The following is a 15,122-nucleotide window of genomic DNA, read 5'->3' as shown; positions in this document are numbered from 1 at the left end:
GTTACTCTTCGGAGCTTTCTTCCTCGTCCGAGTTATCTTCTTCGGATTGCGCCTCCTCCCCGCGCTCGGAGAGTTCGGCGCTGCCGCCGGCTTCCTCGATGAGTTCGACGGCGCCCGCGGTGAATGCGTCGGCGACGACGTGCAGTTCCTGTCGGACCTGCCCGCCGCCGAGCACTTTCACGACGTCGGCGTCGTAGCCGTCCTCGGCCACGTCGCGAGCGTCGACGCGATAGGCGTCGCCGTCCTTCTCGGCCACGTCGTCGGCCGCGAGAAGCGCCGCGTCCTCGTCGAGTTTCTGCACCTTTACCTCGACGACGGTGTCTTTCGCCTTCTCGGGTCGGTCGAAGCCGTGTTTCCCGAGCGGTTCGTAGTTGTGGAACTCGTGTTTGGCGCGTCCCGCGCGGCCGCGTCCGCCGCGGTTGCCGGCGCCGCGCCGGTTCTTGTGTGTGCCGCCGCCGTGCGTGCGAGAACCGCGCTGTCGTCGTTTCTTCGAGGTCATCGCATATCCTCCAGGAGTTCGTCGATCTGCTCGGTCTCGTGTTGTCCGAGCTGACCGCCCTCTTTGGTGACGTGCTTTTGGCCCTTGTGACCGCCGCGCGGCGGGTGCAGGCGAAGCACGGGGGAGAGACCCTGCTCGCGCAGCGTCGTCTCCTCGTCGACGACGGCCTCCGCGAGTGCGGAGACGTCGTCGTAGTCGGTGTGCTCTGCGATCCAGTCGTCGTCGACCGTCTCGGAACCCTCCGCGGGTTCGGCGCGCGTCCGCAGGAGCGTCTCGACCACGTCGGCGCTCGGTTCGCCGTGCGCGACGTAGTCGTTGACCTTCGTGATCATCCCGCGATACGTGTCCGTCTCGGGGACGAACGCGCAGTGGTTCACGCTGTGGATGTTGAGCATCTTCAGCGTGTCGTGGGTGGCCTCGCTCATGTTCACGTCGCCGCGAAGCTGCACGATGGCTTGCATCAGTTGCCAGCCTCCTGCTGCTTCTCTCGCGCGCGCCGCGGGGTGCGCGACTGCGAGGCGTTCTTCAGCGCGTTGTACGTCGCCTTCGCGAGGTTGACCGTCGTCCGCGTGTTCCCGTTCGAGCGGGTCCAGGCGTCCTGCACGCCGGCCAGTTCGAGGATGTTCCGAACGGTCTCTGCGGCCGCGAGGCCGAGGCCCTGCGGTGCGGGCATGATCTCGACCGTCACGGAGCCGGCCTTCCCCTCGGCCTTCCGGGTGAGGGAGTTCACGCCGCCGGCGGAGTCCTCCCACGAACCGGAGCCGCGGTCGACCTTGATGATGTTCAGCTTCGCCACGTCGATGGCCTTCTGGATGGCCGACCCGACCTGGTCGTCTCGGGCCTCGGCGTAGCCGAGGAACCCGTCGCGGTTCCCGATGGCGACGACACAACGGAACTTCACGCGCCGACCGGAGTCGGTCATGCGCTGAACCATGTTGATGTCGAGCACCTCGTCTTCGAGTCCGGGCAGGAGCTGGTCGACGATTTCGGCCTCCTTGAGCGGAAGTCCGGTGTCGAGCGCCTGCTGCATCGAGGTGACGTCGCCGTCCTGTACCATGCGGCCGAGCCGCGTTCGCGGCTCCCAGCCGTTGCTGTTGCGTTGGCTCATGCGTCCTCCTGAAGTCGTTCGAGCACGTCGTCGAAGTGCTCGGGTAGGTTCGTGGCGTCGAAATCGCCGCCGTACAGCGGCTCGTCGAGCTGCTCTGCGTACTCGGCGATGTGCTCGCCGCGGTTACGCGACCAGTCCGCGAGCACCGACTCGTTGTGCGGGATTTCGAGGCCAGCGTCTATCGCTCCTTCCTGAACCGCGAACACCTTGTTTCCGGGCGTCGCCGTGTTCAGGCCGATGTCGAGGACGGCCTCTTCGAGGCCGGCCTCCAGCGCCCGCGTCCCCGCGAGGAAGCCCGTGAGGTACGCGCTGGGGAGATTGCCCGTGGGGGCTTCCCAGCCGTACTCCGCGAGGTCCTCCGAGGAGGCGGCCGCGTGCGTTTCGTCTCCGTTCGGTCCGGGGGTAACCAGCTGCGCCCTGACGTGCTTGTTGCTCAGACGAGCAACGAGGCGGGGTTTGCCCGATTTCAGCAGGCGCAACCTCTGGTGGTAATCCGTCCGGACTTCCCGGCGACGTCGCATCGGCACCTTGTAGCGTGGTCCTGTCGCCATTATTCTATCTCCACGTCGTAGTTGTTTCGTGCGTACGCTTCGAGCCTGTCCACGCTGTCGAACTCGCCGCCGGACGCCTTGTTGTACAGTTCGCGGTACTGCGTCGGCGTCAGCGGCCCGTCGTCGCGAAGCTCCTTCAGGCGACGACGCTGCGCGCGGATTCGGCTGATCCATTCGTCCTTCGAGCTCTTCCGACCGCCGGACTTCCCTTTGCGGGAGCCGGGGCCCTTCCGGTGACCGTAGGAACGCTTCTCGGCGCGTTCGCGGGCGCGTCCCTTCGAGTTGCTCTTCGCATCCTTGATGCGAATCGTTCCCTCGTCGGCGAGTTCGCGGATGTCCTCTCGGGTGATGGCTTCCGCGATTTCGGCCTGTTCCTCCGGGTCGAACCAGATGCGGCTCTTTCCGACGTCGAGGACGTCGGAGGCCATGCGTCGTTGGGCTTTCAGATCGGTCATTCGTCGACCTCCACTTCGACGTAGGTGGGGTTGAGGACGCGAATCTGTCGGTCCTCGGCTTCCTCCTCGATGCGCTCGCGCTTGCGAGCGCCGACGGAGGAGGCGATGCGGACGGCCTCGGTGTCGCCGTCGACGCCTTCGAGGTCGTTCACGTTGTGGACGTGAACCTCCTCGAAGCCGGACGGGTGGAGACCGCGGGCGGCCTTCGGCGAGCGGTAGCCCGACTCGACTTTCGGCCCCTTGCCCTTGACGCCGCGGCGCTGCTTCGAGAGGTTGCCGCGGGGCTTCCGCCACGATTCGGGCGTCCGCTTCTTCTTGTGGTAGTCCTGCCGCCGGAAGGCGGGCTTGCCCTCGCGGTGCTTCTGTGCGAGCGCAGCCGCGGTGTCCGAGTCGAGGTCGGGCGTCTTGTCCGCGTGCCCGCGGGGTTGGAGTTCCGTCTCCACGTCCGCTTCCTCGCTCTCCGGCTCCTCGGTCTCCTCTTCGACTTCCGCCTCGGTGTCTTCGGAGACTTCGAGGCCGCCGACGTCGGCTTTGATACGCGCGGCGAGCGCGTTCCCGACGCCGTCGACCTCGGCCAGTTCGGACTGGCTCGCGGCCTTCACGTCCTCGACCGACTCGTAGCCGGCCTCGCGGAGCGCCTCGGCCTTCGAGGGACCGACGCCGCTGATGTCTTCGAGTTCTTGGATCTCTTCGTCAGCCATTTAGACCGTCTCCTTCTCCGGTTTCTGCGTGATGTACACGCCGTCCTGGAAGACGCGCGTGTCCTTGTCGTTCACGCGGGTGAGCTGTTCGATATCGGCGGCGGTCTGCCCGACGTCCTCCTTGTTGGGGCCGGTCAGGACCACTTCTTCGCCGTCGACCTGTACTTGCGTGTCGCCGCGGACCTTCGCGTGCCGCGGCGCTTTCTCGCCGAGGAAGTTCTCGATTTCGACCTCGTCGCCCTGCACGTTCACCTGCATCGGGAAGTGGGCGTAGTAGATTTCCATCTTGTACTCCCATCCATCGGTGACGCCGTAGAGCATGTTCTCCACGTGGCTCTCGAAGGTGCCGACGGTCGCGTTCGTCTTCGCCTTGTCGTCGTTGGACTCGATGACGATGTGACCGTCCTCCACCGTCACGCTGACGGCGGGGTACCAGAGCGTCTTCGTGACGCTCCCGTTGGGGCCTTCGATGGTGAGGTCGAGATTCTTGATCTCGGCCGAGACGTCGTCCGGAATTTCGATTTCTACTCGGTTCATTGTCTCAGTACACGTAGGCGATTACTTGGCCACCGATGCCCTGTTCGCGGGCGTCGTAGTGGCTCATGACGCCGTGGCTCGTCGTGACGATGAGCGTCCCGTAGTCGCGGGCGGGGAGATATCGCTTCTCCCACTTCTCGAACTCGTCGGCACCCGCGGAGTAGCGGGGCTTGACGACACCACATTCGTTGATAGCGCCGTTCAGTTCGACCTCGAACGTTCCGGCCTTGCCGTCGTCGACGAACTCGAAGCCGTCGACGTACCCGCGGTCGTAGAAGACCTCGAGGACGGAGCCGATGACGCTGGAGGCGGGCTGTATCTCGTGCGACAGATGCCCGACGCTCTCGGCGTTGTTCACGCCGGCGAGAGCGTTGGAGAGGGGGTCGTTTCCTGCCATTGTTATCTGTACTTCTTGAATCCCATGTCGCGGGCGACCTCGCGGAAGCACTGCCGGCACAGGTTGATGTCGTACTTACCGACGAGTCCCTGCTTGCGGCCGCAGCGACGGCACTCGTTCTCCTGTCCCGTGCGCCGTGTCGCGTGCTCGCCCGTCTGTTCGGTCTCTGATTCGCTCATTCTTCTGTAGCCTCCACGTCCACGTCGAAGTTCGATTCGAGGAACGGGATGGCGTCCTCGGCGCTCATGCGGTGGGCCGAGGGGATGCTGCGCGACGCCTTGTCGCGCTTCTTCACTCGGTAGCCGGGGCGGACGAGGTTGACCGTCACGTCCAGCCCGTAGATACCGATCTGCGGGTCGTACTCCTGAGAGGGGAACGCGGTGTGCTCTTCGACGCCGAAGCTGAAGTTCCCGGTCTCGTCGAACTGTCGCTCCGAGATGGTCGCGAGCGACAGCGCCGTCTCGAGGAACTCGACGGCGTTGTCGCCGCGGAGGGTGACCTTCGTTCCGATAGGGTCGCCCTTCCGCGCGCCGAACTGCGTCGCCGCGCGCGTCGCGAGCGTCTGGACCGACTGCTGGCCCGTAATCTCTTCGAGGATGTCCTCGGCGTTCGCGAGTTCGCGACCGCCCTCGCCGACGCCCATGTGGACGACGACCTTCTCGATTTTGGGCTCGCGCATCTCGTGGAACTCGCCCTCGCTCTCGGGTTCACTCTCGCTCATTCGTCGTCACCTCCGTCGGACTCCGTCTGACCTGCTGCCGACCCGTCGTCGGCACCTCCGGTCTCGACCGCCGACTCGTCGTCGGCGTCGCCCGTGAAGTTCTCGTCGATGACGACGACGTACTGTTCGACCGTCTCGAACGTGTACTCGTCGGTCTCGACGGTGACGGAGTTGTTCCCGCTGCCGGGCGTGACGGTGATCTCGGTGATCTCGCCGATCTCGCCGGCGTGCGTGCCGTCGACGGCGGTGACCAGCGCGCCCTCCTCGTACGGGAAGTGCGCAACGATCTCCTTCGTCTCGTTGTCGACGACGAGCGAGTCCTTCGAGTGGTACTGGTCGGGGTCCTCGTCGGCCTCGACGCGGACGTTCGACCCGTCGTGCAGCGTGAGCTGCGTGGCGCCGCCCGTGACGCTCTGTTTGCCCGCGATCTTTCCGAGGCGGCTGTCAGCCGACTCGGCGTCGATGGGCGTGAGCGCGAGGCGTCCGCCCTCGTCGGGGAAGACGCGGAAGTACTCTTCTCGCTCCGTGAACGCGAGGATGTCGAACATCCCGATGGGACGGGCCTCGTCGGAGATTGCGTCCCCGTTGACGAGCACGGTGTCCTGGTTGAGCGCGTAGCGCGCCTCCTTCTTCGAGTCCGCGTAGCCGAGCACGTCCCGCAGCAGGATGAGCAGGGGAACCCCCGCCTTCCCGTGCGGACCGGCGTCGGCCTTGACCGTGAACGTCTCCTCTTTGCGTTCTATCGGCCACGAGTTCGGTGCCGAGAGTCGCTTCTGGTGCTTCGTCATTCGTTGTCCTCCGAGTCCGAGTCCGTATCAGATTGGAGACGCTCCTCGCGACGCTCGTCCTCGAGGTCGAGTTCGACGACGCGGACGTTGCTGGCGTCGAGGGGGCGAGGCACTTCCTCGCCGTCGGCCTTCGCGACCGTGACGTCCTCGACGTAGACGACCGCGTCCGTGAGGTCGACGCGAGCGACTTCGGCCTCGGTGCCCGCGGCGTCGCCGCGGAGCACTTCGACCGTGTCGCCGGCGTTGACGCGCACGTTCCGGCGGCCGTACTCGTCGCGCAGGTCGCCGGACAGCGTCGCGCGGACCTGCTTCTGTCGCTCGTGGAGCGGCGCGTTCTGCGTCTCGTTTCGCTGTTTGCGTGGTTGTTTGGTCATGTGCGGTTCTCCGTCAGACTATCATCGTCGCCGTGGAGGCGATGCTCCCGAAGCGCTCGGCGACCTCACGCGCGACGGGACCCTTGATCTCGGTCCCACGAGGCTCTTCCATCTCGTCGATGATGACGGCGGCGTTGTCCTCGAACTTCACGCGCGTCCCGTTCGGCCGGCGGATCGATTTCCGCTGGCGAACGATGACGGCCTGGAGCACCTGACGGCGCATCTCCGGCGTCCCTTTGGTCACCGAGACGGTGACCTGGTCGCCGATGCCCGCCTTCGGGTGTCGGTTCTTGGTTCCTGAGTAGCCCTTCACGCTGATAACTTTCAGCTGACGCGCGCCGGTGTTGTCGGCACACGTGATGAGCGAGCCTCGTGCGAGGCCCTTCGTGACGTCGGCCTTCAGCGCCTCCATCACTCCTCACCTCCGAGCGTCTCGACGACGACGTGCGCCTTCGTCTTCGACAGCGGTCGGGTCTCTGCGATACGTACCGTGTCGCCCTCGGCGAGGTCCACGCACGGGGGTGCGTGGGCCGGGATGCGACTACGCCGCTTCATGTAGCGGTCGTACTTGGGGACGCGAACGTCGTATTCGCGTTCCACAACGACGGTTTTGTCCATGTCTGTGGAGGCGACTGTTCCTTCGAGCGTCTGTCCGCGAACGGCAAGGGAGCCGTGGAACGGGCAGTTCTCGTCGGAGCAGGTCTCCTCCGGTTCTTCTACGTTCAGTCCTATCGCCATGTTGTGTCACCTGCCTTCTCTGTTCGCAAGGCGGGTCGTGAGAGCAGACGTGCGCCATCCACCGTAACGTAGGCCGCGCCCTGGCAACGACCAGACTGACCGGCTTCGAATCTGCCGGCAGTTTCCGACCGAAGTTTGGACGCGGTCCCCGACGCCTTCTCGGCGTCGGCGGCTTCATCTGTGCGCTCGCGTGCGGATGCGGGAGCGTCGTCCCGCGACGGAATCTCGAACTGCAGGGTCGCGCCCTGCTTCGGCACCTGCAGCACCCGAGTCTCCCCGTCGTCGGACGCCTCCGACTCGGAGGCGTCGACGTCGACGTGGAGCGTCTGCATCGTCTCGACGACGACACGGCCAGCTATCCCGACGAGGTCGGGGTTGGCGGCGTCGACGACCTCCACTCGGAGGCCGTTGAGTTCGTGTCGCGTGAGGGTCTCGGGTGTCAGTGCCATGGGTTCCGTTATTCGTCGTCGAGGTCGCCTTCTTCGCCCTGAATCGTCTTGATCCGGGCGATGGTCCGCTTCAGTTCGCCGACGCGACCGGGGTTCTCCGGCGCGCCGCCCGCGGCCTGCACGGCCTTCGCGTTGAGCAGTTCCGTCTCGAGTTCCTCGAGTTCTGCGTCACGCTCGGCGGGCGTCATGTCGCGAATCTCTTCGGGGTAGAGGATTGCCATGTATTACTCCTCCGTTTCTTCGTCGTCGGCGTCGGCCTCGTCGGCGTCCGCGTCGGACTCGGCTTCCGTGTCCTCTTCGTCCTCGTCGGCCTCCTCCATCTCGGCGACGAGGTCCTCGGCTTCCGCCTCGACCTCCTCGTCGAGTTCGGCCTCGCTGGCGTCGGCCTCGTCGTCGTCCGGCGAGACGTCCTCGTCCTCGACGTCGCCGGTGCCGACGGGCTCTTCTTCCGGAGCGGGCTCCGCGCTCTCGGAGCGCGAGGCCACGTCGCCGGACTCCTCGACGACCTCTTCGACGATCTCCTCGTCGATGACCTCCGTGGGTTCCTCGTCGGGGACGTCGACGTCCTCGTCGTCCTCTGCGACGTCGGGAACCTCCTCGGGTTCGTCCTCGAGGAGTTCCTCGACGCCCTCGGACTCGACGGTCTGCTCGACCGCTTCGGGGTCGGCGTCCTCTTCGATCTCGAAGTCGTCGGGAAGCTTGGCTCCCGGCGGGATGATTTTGACGTTCACGCCGATGGTACCGAGCTTCATCACGGCGACGCCCTGTCCCTCGTCGACGATGGACTGGGCGGGTTCGCCGTTGTGCTTGATGTAGCCGCGGTTGAACTTCTCGACGCGCGAGCGGGCGCCCGTGACCTTCCCCGCGAGGACGATTTCGGCGCCGAGGGCGCCGGCGTCCATGATGCGGTCGATGGTCGTGTGGCCCGCCTTGCGGAAGTACCAGCCGCGTTCGAGCGCGTTCGCCAGACGGTCCGCAACGATGCGCGCGTTGAGGTCGGGTTCGTCGACCTCCTGCACGTCGATCTGGGGGTCGTCGAGGTCGAAGCGGTTCTCGAGTTCCTTGGTCACCTTGCGGATGTTCTTCCCGCCCTTGCCGATGACCATCCCGGGCTTCTCCGCCTTCAGGACGATCTGCGTGCCCATCGGCGTCTTGGCGACGTCCATGCCGCCGTAGCCCGCGCGACCGAGTTCGTCCGCGAAGAACTCGTCTATCTGCGAGCGCTGGAGCCCGTTCTCGATGAACTGGTGTTCGTCAGCCATTACTCCTCGACCTCCTCGATGATGAGTTCGACGTCACAGAGTGTGGTGTTGAATGGGTCTGCACTCCCGAACGCGCGGGGTTTACGACCGGGTCGTTCTCCGACCTTGTGCGCGGCGACGTGCATGATCTCCATCGAGCGACCGTCGAAGCCGTCCTCGTCGGCGTTGGCTGCGACGTTCTGTAGGAGTTCGAGGAACGCCTTCGACGCCTTCTCGGGGTAGCGGCCCGCGTCCCAGCCGTCGATGTCGGAGCGGTGTCCGACGCCGGTGTTGTGCTGGCGGAACGGGACCGAGCGGTCTCCCTCGATGACGGCGTCGAGGTAGTCTTCGGCGTCCTCGACGGTCATGCCCTTTATCTCGCGCGAGATGGCCTTGCTGTGCTTCAGGCTGATGGGCCGGTCACGGAGCATCCCCTTGGCGGTGACGTCCGGGTCGGCCTCGACGCTGTAGTTGATTCCCATGGGTTATTTGAGCGGCACGAACTTCGAGGACCGGGTCGCACCGATGCCGGCCTGACCGTGTTCGACCGAGTTTCGGGTCAACTGGAACTCGCCGAGGTAGTGTCCGATCATCTCGGGTTGCACGCGGACGCGCTCGAACGACTGCCCGTTGTAGACGGCGAACGTCTTGTCGACGAACACCGGCAGGATGGGCATGTCGCGGAGGTGCGTCCGGATGGGCGAGTTGGCCGTCTCCTCGGGGTCCGCTTCGCGGACCTCGTCGAGGAGCTTCTCCTTCTGGAGCGTCAGCCCTCTGTTGATGCTTCGCCGCACGCGTGCGGGGAGCAGTTCGACGACCTCGTCGAGCTCCATCTCCTGGAGCTCTTCGAGCGTGTGGCCGCGGTAGGTGAACGTCTCACCCTGACGGCCGGTTCGGTATTCCGAGCTCATGTTCAGTTGCCTCCCTTACCGCCGCGGCCGGTGCGCTTGGAGGCGATGTCGCCGACCTTGCGCCCCGGCGGCGCGTTGCGCGAGACGGACTTCGGGCGGCCGGGGTGCTGGCGGCCGCCGCCGCCGAACGGGTGGTCTACCGCGTTCATGGCGACACCGCGCACGCGCGGCCACTTGATGCCTCGCGCCTTCATCTTGTGGTGTTTGTTCCCGGCCTTCACGAACGGCTTCTCCGTCCGACCGCCGCCGGCGACCACGCCGATGGTGGCGCGGCACTGCGGGTTGAGGCGCTTGACCTCGCCGGACGGGAGCTTCACGACGGCGACGCGCCGGTCGTGGGTCAGCAGTTGGGCGCTGGTGCCCGACGCGCGGGCGAACTTGCCGCCGTCGCCGACCTGTCGCTCCACGTTACACACCGGAACCCCTTCCGGGATTTCGGCGAGCGGGAGCGTGTTCCCGGGTTTGATCTCCGCGGAGACGCCGACCTGAATCGTGTCGCCGACCGCGACGCCCTCGGGTGCGAGGACGAGTCGCTGGTCGTCGTCGTCGAACTCGACGGCCGCGACGGGCGCGCTGCGCGCCGGGTCGTGCTCGATGTCGACGATGGTGCCGGAGATCGTCTCGTCCTGTGCGTTCTTGTGCGAGAGTTCGGCCTTGTAGCGGTGCGACGGCGCCCGGAAGGTGGGCGAGCCGCGTCCGCGACGCTGGCCTTGAATTCGTCGTCCCATTGTTAGAACACCCCAATTCGCGACGCGACTTCCTGCGCGTCGTCGTCCTCGGAGAGTCGGACGGTTGCTTTCTTGGTGCCCTTCGGCGTCACCTGTGTGTTGACCTTCTCGATGGACACCTCGTAGCGCGATTCGAGCTCCTCGACTATCTCGGGCTTCGCCGCGTCGAGGTCGACGAGGAACTGGAGCTTGTTGTCGAAGTCCATCTCGTTCATCGCCTTCTCGGTCACGAGCGGGTGGCGAACGACGCTCATCGGTCGGCCACCTCCTCGATTGCGCTCTCGGTGAACACCGTGAGGCGACCGGCGTGCGTGCCGGGCGCGAGTTCCTCGGCACCGACGTTCGCCGCGGTGGCGACGTCGACGCCGGCGAGGTTCCGAGCCGCTTTCGACGGCTCCGAACTCGTCACGAAGAGGATGGACTTGGGTCGCGTGTACTTGCGACCGCGGGCCTTCCCCTGTCCGGCGCGGACCCGCTTGTTCTCGTCGGAGTGCTCGACGTCGGCGTAGACGCCGAGCGTTTCGAGCAGCGAGACGACCTCTTTGGTCTTCACGAGGTCCTCGAAGTCGTCGGAGACGACGAGCGGCAGTTCGAGATCCTCCTCGAAGCGGTGGCCGCGTTCGGCGACCAGTTCGGGGTCCGTCGTGGCGGCGAGCGCCGAACGGACGGCGAGCTTTCGCTCCTTGTCGTTGATGTTCTTGCCCTGCTCTTTCGACGCCTTCGGCGGGTGCGCCTTGCGACCGCTGACGGCGTGGGGGACGCGGCGGGCGCGGCCGTTCTCACGGGGGTCGTGAGACATGCCGCGACCGCTACCCAGCGATTCGGCCGGGGTGCGCATCCCCGCGAAGGGGTCGGCTCCGTACGCCTGTTTTCGGTTTGCCTGCGCGGCGAGGACGGCGCGCTTGATGAGGTCCGGCCGGTAGGCCGTCTCGAAGACCTCGGGGAGGTCCAGCGTGCCGGCGTCGTCGCCGTTCAGGTCTCGGATTGTTGCCTGCATGAGTTATCCCTGGTTCGATGCGGTGGAGACGAAGCGCACCTCGGGGTCGAGGCGCGGTTGGTCGTTCGGCCGGATGGCCGGGCGGAACCGCAGGAGGCGCTTGTCGGGACCCGGGAGGGACCCCTTCACGAGCGCGTGCGGACCGTCGACCTCGCCGTAGCCGACGTAGCCGCCGTCGACCGAGGCCTCGTCGCCGTCGCCGATGTCGACGAGGCGCTTGTTGAGTTCGGTCCGCTGGTGGTAGCCCGTCTGACCGAGTTGCGGAACGGTCGAACGGACGCGGGAGGGGTTCCACGGGCCGAGGTTACCGATGCGGCGCCGCCAGCCCTGACGGGCGTGCTTACCCTTCCGCTTCTGGACGCCCCATCGCTTGACGGGGCCCTGCGTGCCTTTCCCCTTCGTGACGCCGGCGACGTCCATGTACTCGCCGGCGCGGAAGACGTCCGACATCGCGTGCTCGCCGCCCTCTCCGACGAGGTCGAGGGCGAAGTCGACACGCTCGTCGAGCGAACCGCCGCCGACGCGCGTCTCCATGATGTCGGGTTTCTTCTTGGGGATGTTCTTCATCCCTGCCGGGACGGTGTGGGTGATGACGCGGACGTCGTCGACCTCGCCTGCTTCGAGCGCGGAGCGCAGGTCGTCGGCGTCGTCGTCGAACGTGTCCTCCGACGGGAGGTCGAGGGCGCGGTCGAGGTTCTCGTCGAACTCCGACGCCCACACTTCGGTCAGGGGCTTGGTACCGTACGGCGTGTCTTCGTAGGCTCGAAGGGCGACGGCGCGCATCGGCGGCGTCTCGACGACGGTCACGGGGACGGCCTCCTCCATCCCTTCGCGGGGGGAGTTGGACTCGTCGTTGACCATCATCACTTGGGTCATTCCGGCCTTGTAGCCGGCGAACCCTTGCAGCGCCGGTGACCCGTCGTCGTCGGGCCACGACTTGATGCGTGGGACCTCCTTGGCCGCACGCGTGCGTGGGCCGTAACCCATCGAACCCTTACGTGGTCTGCTTGGTTGTGGCATGTGTTCACTCCGTGAGTGTCAGGGACGCGAGGGAGGCGAACATCGCTTCCTCGGTTCGCACCACCTCGCTGCCCTGTCGCGGAATCGTATTGAGCCAGAGGTCGAACCCCGGACCGTCGGAGGGTTCGACTGTGACTTCCTCGGCGTCCACGCCGAGGATGTCCGGAAGCCCGCGGCCGGGCGACCCGAAGGCGACGGTGGCTCCCTCCCGCTCGATACGGGGGGTGAGTTCCGCCAGCCTCGGGACCGTCAGCGACTCTCCGTACCGGGACGTCGCGATAGTGACGCCCGCGTCGGAGCGGCCGATGGCTTCCTCGAGGTCCGTGCGGGCGATGGAGAACCCCGGAACGGGCTCGTCCACGATCCGCGCACGGACCGGTTCTCGCGAAGAGATCCTGATGGCGACGCGCTCCCCCTCTTTCAACTCCGTATCCGACGGAGCATAGAGGGAGACCGGGTGTTGCAGTCCGCAATTGACCCGAACGCGACCTTCAGGTCCGACCTCGGTCACGATTCCCTGTTGTAACGACCCCGAACCGTTCGATTCGGAGCCGGTCGTAGACGAGACGAGGAGGGGCGGTAAGACACCGACGTACTGCAGTTCGTCGCGGTGACCCCACACCTCCTTTCGGAGGTAAGGGGGCGTAGCGGCGTATCGCAACACCGTCTCGACGAACTCGCCTCCCCACCGGTTCTCGCCTTCCCGGTCGGGGAAGACGACGAGCCGGTCCGCCCGAAACACCGTCGCCGCGCGGGCGACGTAACCGAGTTTGCGAGTGGCCTCGCGTTTGTCCTCGGCTTCTCGGACGACGGAAGACGGCACGAGTACGCTCAGTGTCATACCGGTCCCTTCGTCGTCACGTCTAGACTGTATCGCTTGTACCGGATGCCTCCCTAAAAGGGTAGCGACTCGTAGCCGACGTTGTGAGGGCGTGACACCCGCGAGGACGGGGGTTTCGCGGCCGAACGTCCGTGCGGTTCGTCACCGCGAGCGGTACACCGTCGGTCCGTTTACGGCGCCGTCGCCGGGCGGTCCTCCCGGCCGGCCTCCCGGACGTCGCCGCCCGCGTTCGTCCCGTCGATGTGCGCCCGACCGAACTGCACCGCCTTCGAGTTCACCGCGTCGAGTTCGACGTCTAGGGACTCGTCTCCGCCCGTGAAGCGGTACGTCCCGCGGGCCACCACTCGCACCTGTCCGAAGGAGCCGGGTCCCCGCACGATGTCGTGGCTCCCGGTGTACGCCGAGTGCGAGACGTGCACTCGGTCGTTCGCTACTCGGTACTCGGCCCCGTTGCCGCAACTGATGGCGGCGCGAATCAGTTGTTTCACCGCGCCGTCGTCGCCGTCTCGGTGCAGTTCGCGGATTCGGGTCTCTAAGTTCATACTTCACCCACGCCGCTCGCGAGGATAGCGGTTGACCCGTCGTGGTTAGGGATTTCTAATCGGACAGTCAGCGTCGTCGACCCGTCCGCCACGCCGACCCGCCCGTGGGTGTTCCCCCCACGCCATCGCTCGATTTACGGCGTTTCGCAAGCCTTATCAATCGACCTCGCGTTACGATTTATTGTAGTCGCACGCCGCGACGGGCGCTGGTAGTGTAGTGGTATCACGTGACCTTGCCATGGTCACAACCTGGGTTCAAATCCCAGCCAGCGCACTTCTCCGAATCTCACGCTTCGAGCGTCGAGTCTCGTCTCGGCGCGAAAAGTCAGTGTCTCGCCAGTATATTCTTCTTCCGCGTACGCGCGCAAGTCGAAGCGATTCGTGTCTTATTTGTACCGCCGTCGCATCCGTTCGAGTGACGCGGGAAACGACCCGTCGGCACGCGCTGGTAGTGTAGTGGTATCACGTGACCTTGCCATGGTCACAACCTGGGTTCAAGTCCCAGCCAGCGCACTTTTCCGAACCTCTCCCTCAGAGCGCCTGGACTCTCCGGACTCGACAGTACGGGTTCGAGGATAGTCCGAGCGACGCTCAGATAGCGATATGCTGTCAGGCGACGTACGCTACGGGGTAGTATGACCGCCACAGACACCATCGAACAGACCAACCTCGACGGCCACCGTCGGTTCGCCGACGACATCTGGAACGACCACCGCGTCGAGACGGCGCCGGAGTACGTCCACGAGAACTGCGTCCTCTACGACCCGACGCAACCGCGTCCGATACGGGGGCGGGAGGCGTTCGCGCGCTACCTCCGCGACACGTTCACCGCCTTCCCGGACCTCCGCGTCGAACTCCACGAGATGCTGGCGGAGGGCGATACCGTGGTGGCTCACTACACGCTCACCGGCACACACGAGGGACCGTTCGGTCGGATTTCCCCGACCGGTCGGCGCATCGAGTTGGAGGGGATGTCGATGGTTCGCTACGTCGACGGCCGCATCGCCGAGGAGCGCGCGTTCGTCGACTCGGCGACGCTCCGTCGACAACTCGGCTTCGGGTTCCCGACGGTTCTCGTCACCGTTCCCAGACTGGCGCTGCGGGCGATACGCGACCGACGCTGAACGCGCGCGACACCACTCACCACGACCGCCACAACGCAGTTGGCCCCGAGGCCGCAACGTGGACGTACGGAGTTGGTGACGACGACAATGCTCAAAGACGCGCTAAAAACGCTCTTTCAGGAGTACGAATGGATTCACCTCAGCCTCGGGCTGCTCGGCAACGTGCTGTTCTTCGTCGGGAGCGTCTTCTTTCTGTACGAGTCGCTGAAACGACTCGGCATCTACGCGTTCATCGTCGGGGCGTTTCTGATGCTCGTCGGGTCGGTCGGTCAGGCGGTCGTCAGATACGAGACGAACGACTCCTGACGGGCCGAACGCGGCCGAGACTGGTACGTTCGTCGTCGAGACGCCCACCCGCGACGCCTCCGGCGGGCGACGAGAGGGCGCGTTCGTCGAGCGT

General features: G+C 65.8%; 27 protein-coding genes and 2 tRNA genes. 4 read left to right on the top strand and 25 right to left on the bottom strand.

All coding sequences use genetic code 11. The features are described 5' to 3' along the window. Position 1: 1 nt before the first annotated feature. The 25 genes from NDI76_RS12695 to NDI76_RS12575 all read right to left on the bottom strand — a co-directional run bounded on the left by NDI76_RS12695 (position 2) and on the right by NDI76_RS12575 (position 13,598). The gene (locus NDI76_RS12695) at positions 2-499 is read right to left on the bottom strand and encodes an uL15m family ribosomal protein (RefSeq protein ID WP_310924449.1); all 498 of its coding nucleotides are present in this window, start codon (positions 497-499) and stop codon (positions 2-4) included. After that, positions 496-960 (bottom strand): 50S ribosomal protein L30, encoded by a 465-nt coding sequence (rpmD, locus tag NDI76_RS12690; RefSeq protein WP_310924448.1) that lies wholly within the window; start codon positions 958-960, stop codon positions 496-498. The genes NDI76_RS12695 and rpmD overlap by 4 nt, the downstream gene beginning before the upstream one ends. Continuing rightward, complete coding sequence (locus tag NDI76_RS12685; RefSeq protein WP_310924447.1) at positions 960-1,607, bottom strand: 30S ribosomal protein S5; 648 nt, start codon at positions 1,605-1,607, stop codon at positions 960-962. Before NDI76_RS12685 ends, rpmD begins: the two co-directional genes overlap by 1 nt. Continuing rightward, the gene (locus tag NDI76_RS12680) at positions 1,604-2,158 is read right to left on the bottom strand and encodes a 50S ribosomal protein L18 (protein WP_310924446.1); all 555 of its coding nucleotides are present in this window, start codon (positions 2,156-2,158) and stop codon (positions 1,604-1,606) included. Before NDI76_RS12680 ends, NDI76_RS12685 begins: the two co-directional genes overlap by 4 nt. After that, positions 2,158-2,613, bottom strand: a complete 456-nt coding sequence (locus NDI76_RS12675; protein ID WP_310924445.1) for a 50S ribosomal protein L19e — start codon at positions 2,611-2,613, stop codon at positions 2,158-2,160. The genes NDI76_RS12680 and NDI76_RS12675 overlap by 1 nt, the downstream gene beginning before the upstream one ends. Beyond that, a complete protein-coding gene (locus NDI76_RS12670) occupies positions 2,610-3,314 on the bottom strand; it encodes a 50S ribosomal protein L32e (protein ID WP_310924444.1) in 705 nt (234 codons plus the stop codon). Before NDI76_RS12670 ends, NDI76_RS12675 begins: the two co-directional genes overlap by 4 nt. Beyond that, complete coding sequence (locus NDI76_RS12665; RefSeq protein WP_310924443.1) at positions 3,315-3,851, bottom strand: 50S ribosomal protein L6; 537 nt, start codon at positions 3,849-3,851, stop codon at positions 3,315-3,317. It lies immediately after the preceding gene. A 4-nt stretch (positions 3,852-3,855) separates the two neighbouring features. Then, complete coding sequence (locus NDI76_RS12660; RefSeq protein ID WP_310924442.1) at positions 3,856-4,248, bottom strand: 30S ribosomal protein S8; 393 nt, start codon at positions 4,246-4,248, stop codon at positions 3,856-3,858. Between the two features lie 2 nt (positions 4,249-4,250). Beyond that, complete coding sequence (locus NDI76_RS12655; protein WP_008384724.1) at positions 4,251-4,427, bottom strand: 30S ribosomal protein S14; 177 nt, start codon at positions 4,425-4,427, stop codon at positions 4,251-4,253. Further along, a complete protein-coding gene (locus NDI76_RS12650) occupies positions 4,424-4,969 on the bottom strand; it encodes a 50S ribosomal protein L5 (protein WP_310924440.1) in 546 nt (181 codons plus the stop codon). Before NDI76_RS12650 ends, NDI76_RS12655 begins: the two co-directional genes overlap by 4 nt. Next, positions 4,966-5,757, bottom strand: a complete 792-nt coding sequence (locus NDI76_RS12645) for a 30S ribosomal protein S4e (RefSeq protein WP_310924439.1) — start codon at positions 5,755-5,757, stop codon at positions 4,966-4,968. The genes NDI76_RS12650 and NDI76_RS12645 overlap by 4 nt, the downstream gene beginning before the upstream one ends. Beyond that, positions 5,754-6,131 carry a 50S ribosomal protein L24 gene (gene rplX / locus NDI76_RS12640; protein WP_310924438.1) on the bottom strand — a complete coding sequence of 126 codons (378 nt, stop codon included), beginning with the start codon at positions 6,129-6,131 and terminating at the stop codon, positions 5,754-5,756. The genes NDI76_RS12645 and rplX overlap by 4 nt, the downstream gene beginning before the upstream one ends. Positions 6,132-6,144: 13 nt before the next feature. After that, positions 6,145-6,543, bottom strand: coding sequence for a 50S ribosomal protein L14 (locus NDI76_RS12635; RefSeq protein WP_310924437.1), 399 nt, complete (start codon positions 6,541-6,543; stop codon positions 6,145-6,147). Beyond that, positions 6,543-6,869 carry a 30S ribosomal protein S17 gene (locus tag NDI76_RS12630; RefSeq protein ID WP_310924436.1) on the bottom strand — a complete coding sequence of 109 codons (327 nt, stop codon included), beginning with the start codon at positions 6,867-6,869 and terminating at the stop codon, positions 6,543-6,545. The genes NDI76_RS12635 and NDI76_RS12630 overlap by 1 nt, the downstream gene beginning before the upstream one ends. Continuing rightward, positions 6,860-7,318 carry a ribonuclease P protein component 1 gene (locus tag NDI76_RS12625; protein ID WP_310924435.1) on the bottom strand — a complete coding sequence of 153 codons (459 nt, stop codon included), beginning with the start codon at positions 7,316-7,318 and terminating at the stop codon, positions 6,860-6,862. The genes NDI76_RS12630 and NDI76_RS12625 overlap by 10 nt, the downstream gene beginning before the upstream one ends. Positions 7,319-7,326: 8 nt before the next feature. Next, positions 7,327-7,539 (bottom strand): 50S ribosomal protein L29, encoded by a 213-nt coding sequence (gene rpmC / locus NDI76_RS12620; RefSeq protein WP_310924434.1) that lies wholly within the window; start codon positions 7,537-7,539, stop codon positions 7,327-7,329. 3 nt (positions 7,540-7,542) lie between these two features. Next, on the bottom strand, positions 7,543-8,580 hold the full coding sequence (locus tag NDI76_RS12615) for a 30S ribosomal protein S3 (RefSeq protein WP_310924433.1): 1,038 nt from the start codon (positions 8,578-8,580) through the stop codon (positions 7,543-7,545). Continuing rightward, the gene (locus NDI76_RS12610) at positions 8,580-9,041 is read right to left on the bottom strand and encodes a 50S ribosomal protein L22 (protein ID WP_310924432.1); all 462 of its coding nucleotides are present in this window, start codon (positions 9,039-9,041) and stop codon (positions 8,580-8,582) included. Before NDI76_RS12610 ends, NDI76_RS12615 begins: the two co-directional genes overlap by 1 nt. A 3-nt stretch (positions 9,042-9,044) precedes the next feature. After that, on the bottom strand, positions 9,045-9,470 hold the full coding sequence (locus tag NDI76_RS12605) for a 30S ribosomal protein S19 (protein ID WP_310924431.1): 426 nt from the start codon (positions 9,468-9,470) through the stop codon (positions 9,045-9,047). Between the two features lie 2 nt (positions 9,471-9,472). Then, entirely contained in the window at positions 9,473-10,198 is a 726-nt protein-coding gene (locus NDI76_RS12600) for a 50S ribosomal protein L2 (protein WP_310924430.1), read from the bottom strand. Between the two features lie 2 nt (positions 10,199-10,200). Next, positions 10,201-10,452, bottom strand: a complete 252-nt coding sequence (locus NDI76_RS12595) for a 50S ribosomal protein L23 (protein WP_310924429.1) — start codon at positions 10,450-10,452, stop codon at positions 10,201-10,203. After that, the gene (rpl4p, locus tag NDI76_RS12590) at positions 10,449-11,195 is read right to left on the bottom strand and encodes a 50S ribosomal protein L4 (protein WP_310924428.1); all 747 of its coding nucleotides are present in this window, start codon (positions 11,193-11,195) and stop codon (positions 10,449-10,451) included. Before rpl4p ends, NDI76_RS12595 begins: the two co-directional genes overlap by 4 nt. Positions 11,196-11,198: 3 nt before the next feature. Beyond that, positions 11,199-12,215, bottom strand: a complete 1,017-nt coding sequence (locus tag NDI76_RS12585) for a 50S ribosomal protein L3 (protein ID WP_310924427.1) — start codon at positions 12,213-12,215, stop codon at positions 11,199-11,201. Positions 12,216-12,219: 4 nt separating this feature from the next. Further along, positions 12,220-13,056: an RNA methyltransferase gene (locus tag NDI76_RS12580; protein WP_310924426.1), complete on the bottom strand. Its 837-nt coding sequence runs from the start codon at positions 13,054-13,056 to the stop codon at positions 12,220-12,222. Between the two features lie 170 nt (positions 13,057-13,226). Further along, the gene (locus NDI76_RS12575; protein WP_310924425.1) at positions 13,227-13,598 is read right to left on the bottom strand and encodes a hypothetical protein; all 372 of its coding nucleotides are present in this window, start codon (positions 13,596-13,598) and stop codon (positions 13,227-13,229) included. A gap of 203 nt (positions 13,599-13,801) precedes the next feature. Between NDI76_RS12575 and NDI76_RS12570 the strand changes: the two genes are divergently transcribed. The 4 genes from NDI76_RS12570 to NDI76_RS12555 all read left to right on the top strand — a co-directional run bounded on the left by NDI76_RS12570 (position 13,802) and on the right by NDI76_RS12555 (position 15,028). Beyond that, positions 13,802-13,872: transfer RNA gene (locus NDI76_RS12570), tRNA-Gly, on the top strand. A 168-nt stretch (positions 13,873-14,040) separates the two neighbouring features. Continuing rightward, a tRNA-Gly gene (locus tag NDI76_RS12565) sits at positions 14,041-14,111 on the top strand. 122 nt (positions 14,112-14,233) lie between these two features. Then, entirely contained in the window at positions 14,234-14,722 is a 489-nt protein-coding gene (locus NDI76_RS12560; protein WP_310924424.1) for an ester cyclase, read from the top strand. A gap of 75 nt (positions 14,723-14,797) precedes the next feature. Next, positions 14,798-15,028 (top strand): YrhK family protein, encoded by a 231-nt coding sequence (locus NDI76_RS12555; RefSeq protein WP_310924423.1) that lies wholly within the window; start codon positions 14,798-14,800, stop codon positions 15,026-15,028. Positions 15,029-15,122 lie beyond the last annotated feature (94 nt).

The organism is Halogeometricum sp. S1BR25-6 (assembly GCF_031624495.1).
In the GTDB taxonomy this organism is placed as follows: domain Archaea; phylum Halobacteriota; class Halobacteria; order Halobacteriales; family Haloferacaceae; genus Halogeometricum; species Halogeometricum salsisoli.
Note: the sequence above shows the minus strand (reverse complement) of the source record. Positions and strands in the feature narration are given on the sequence as shown.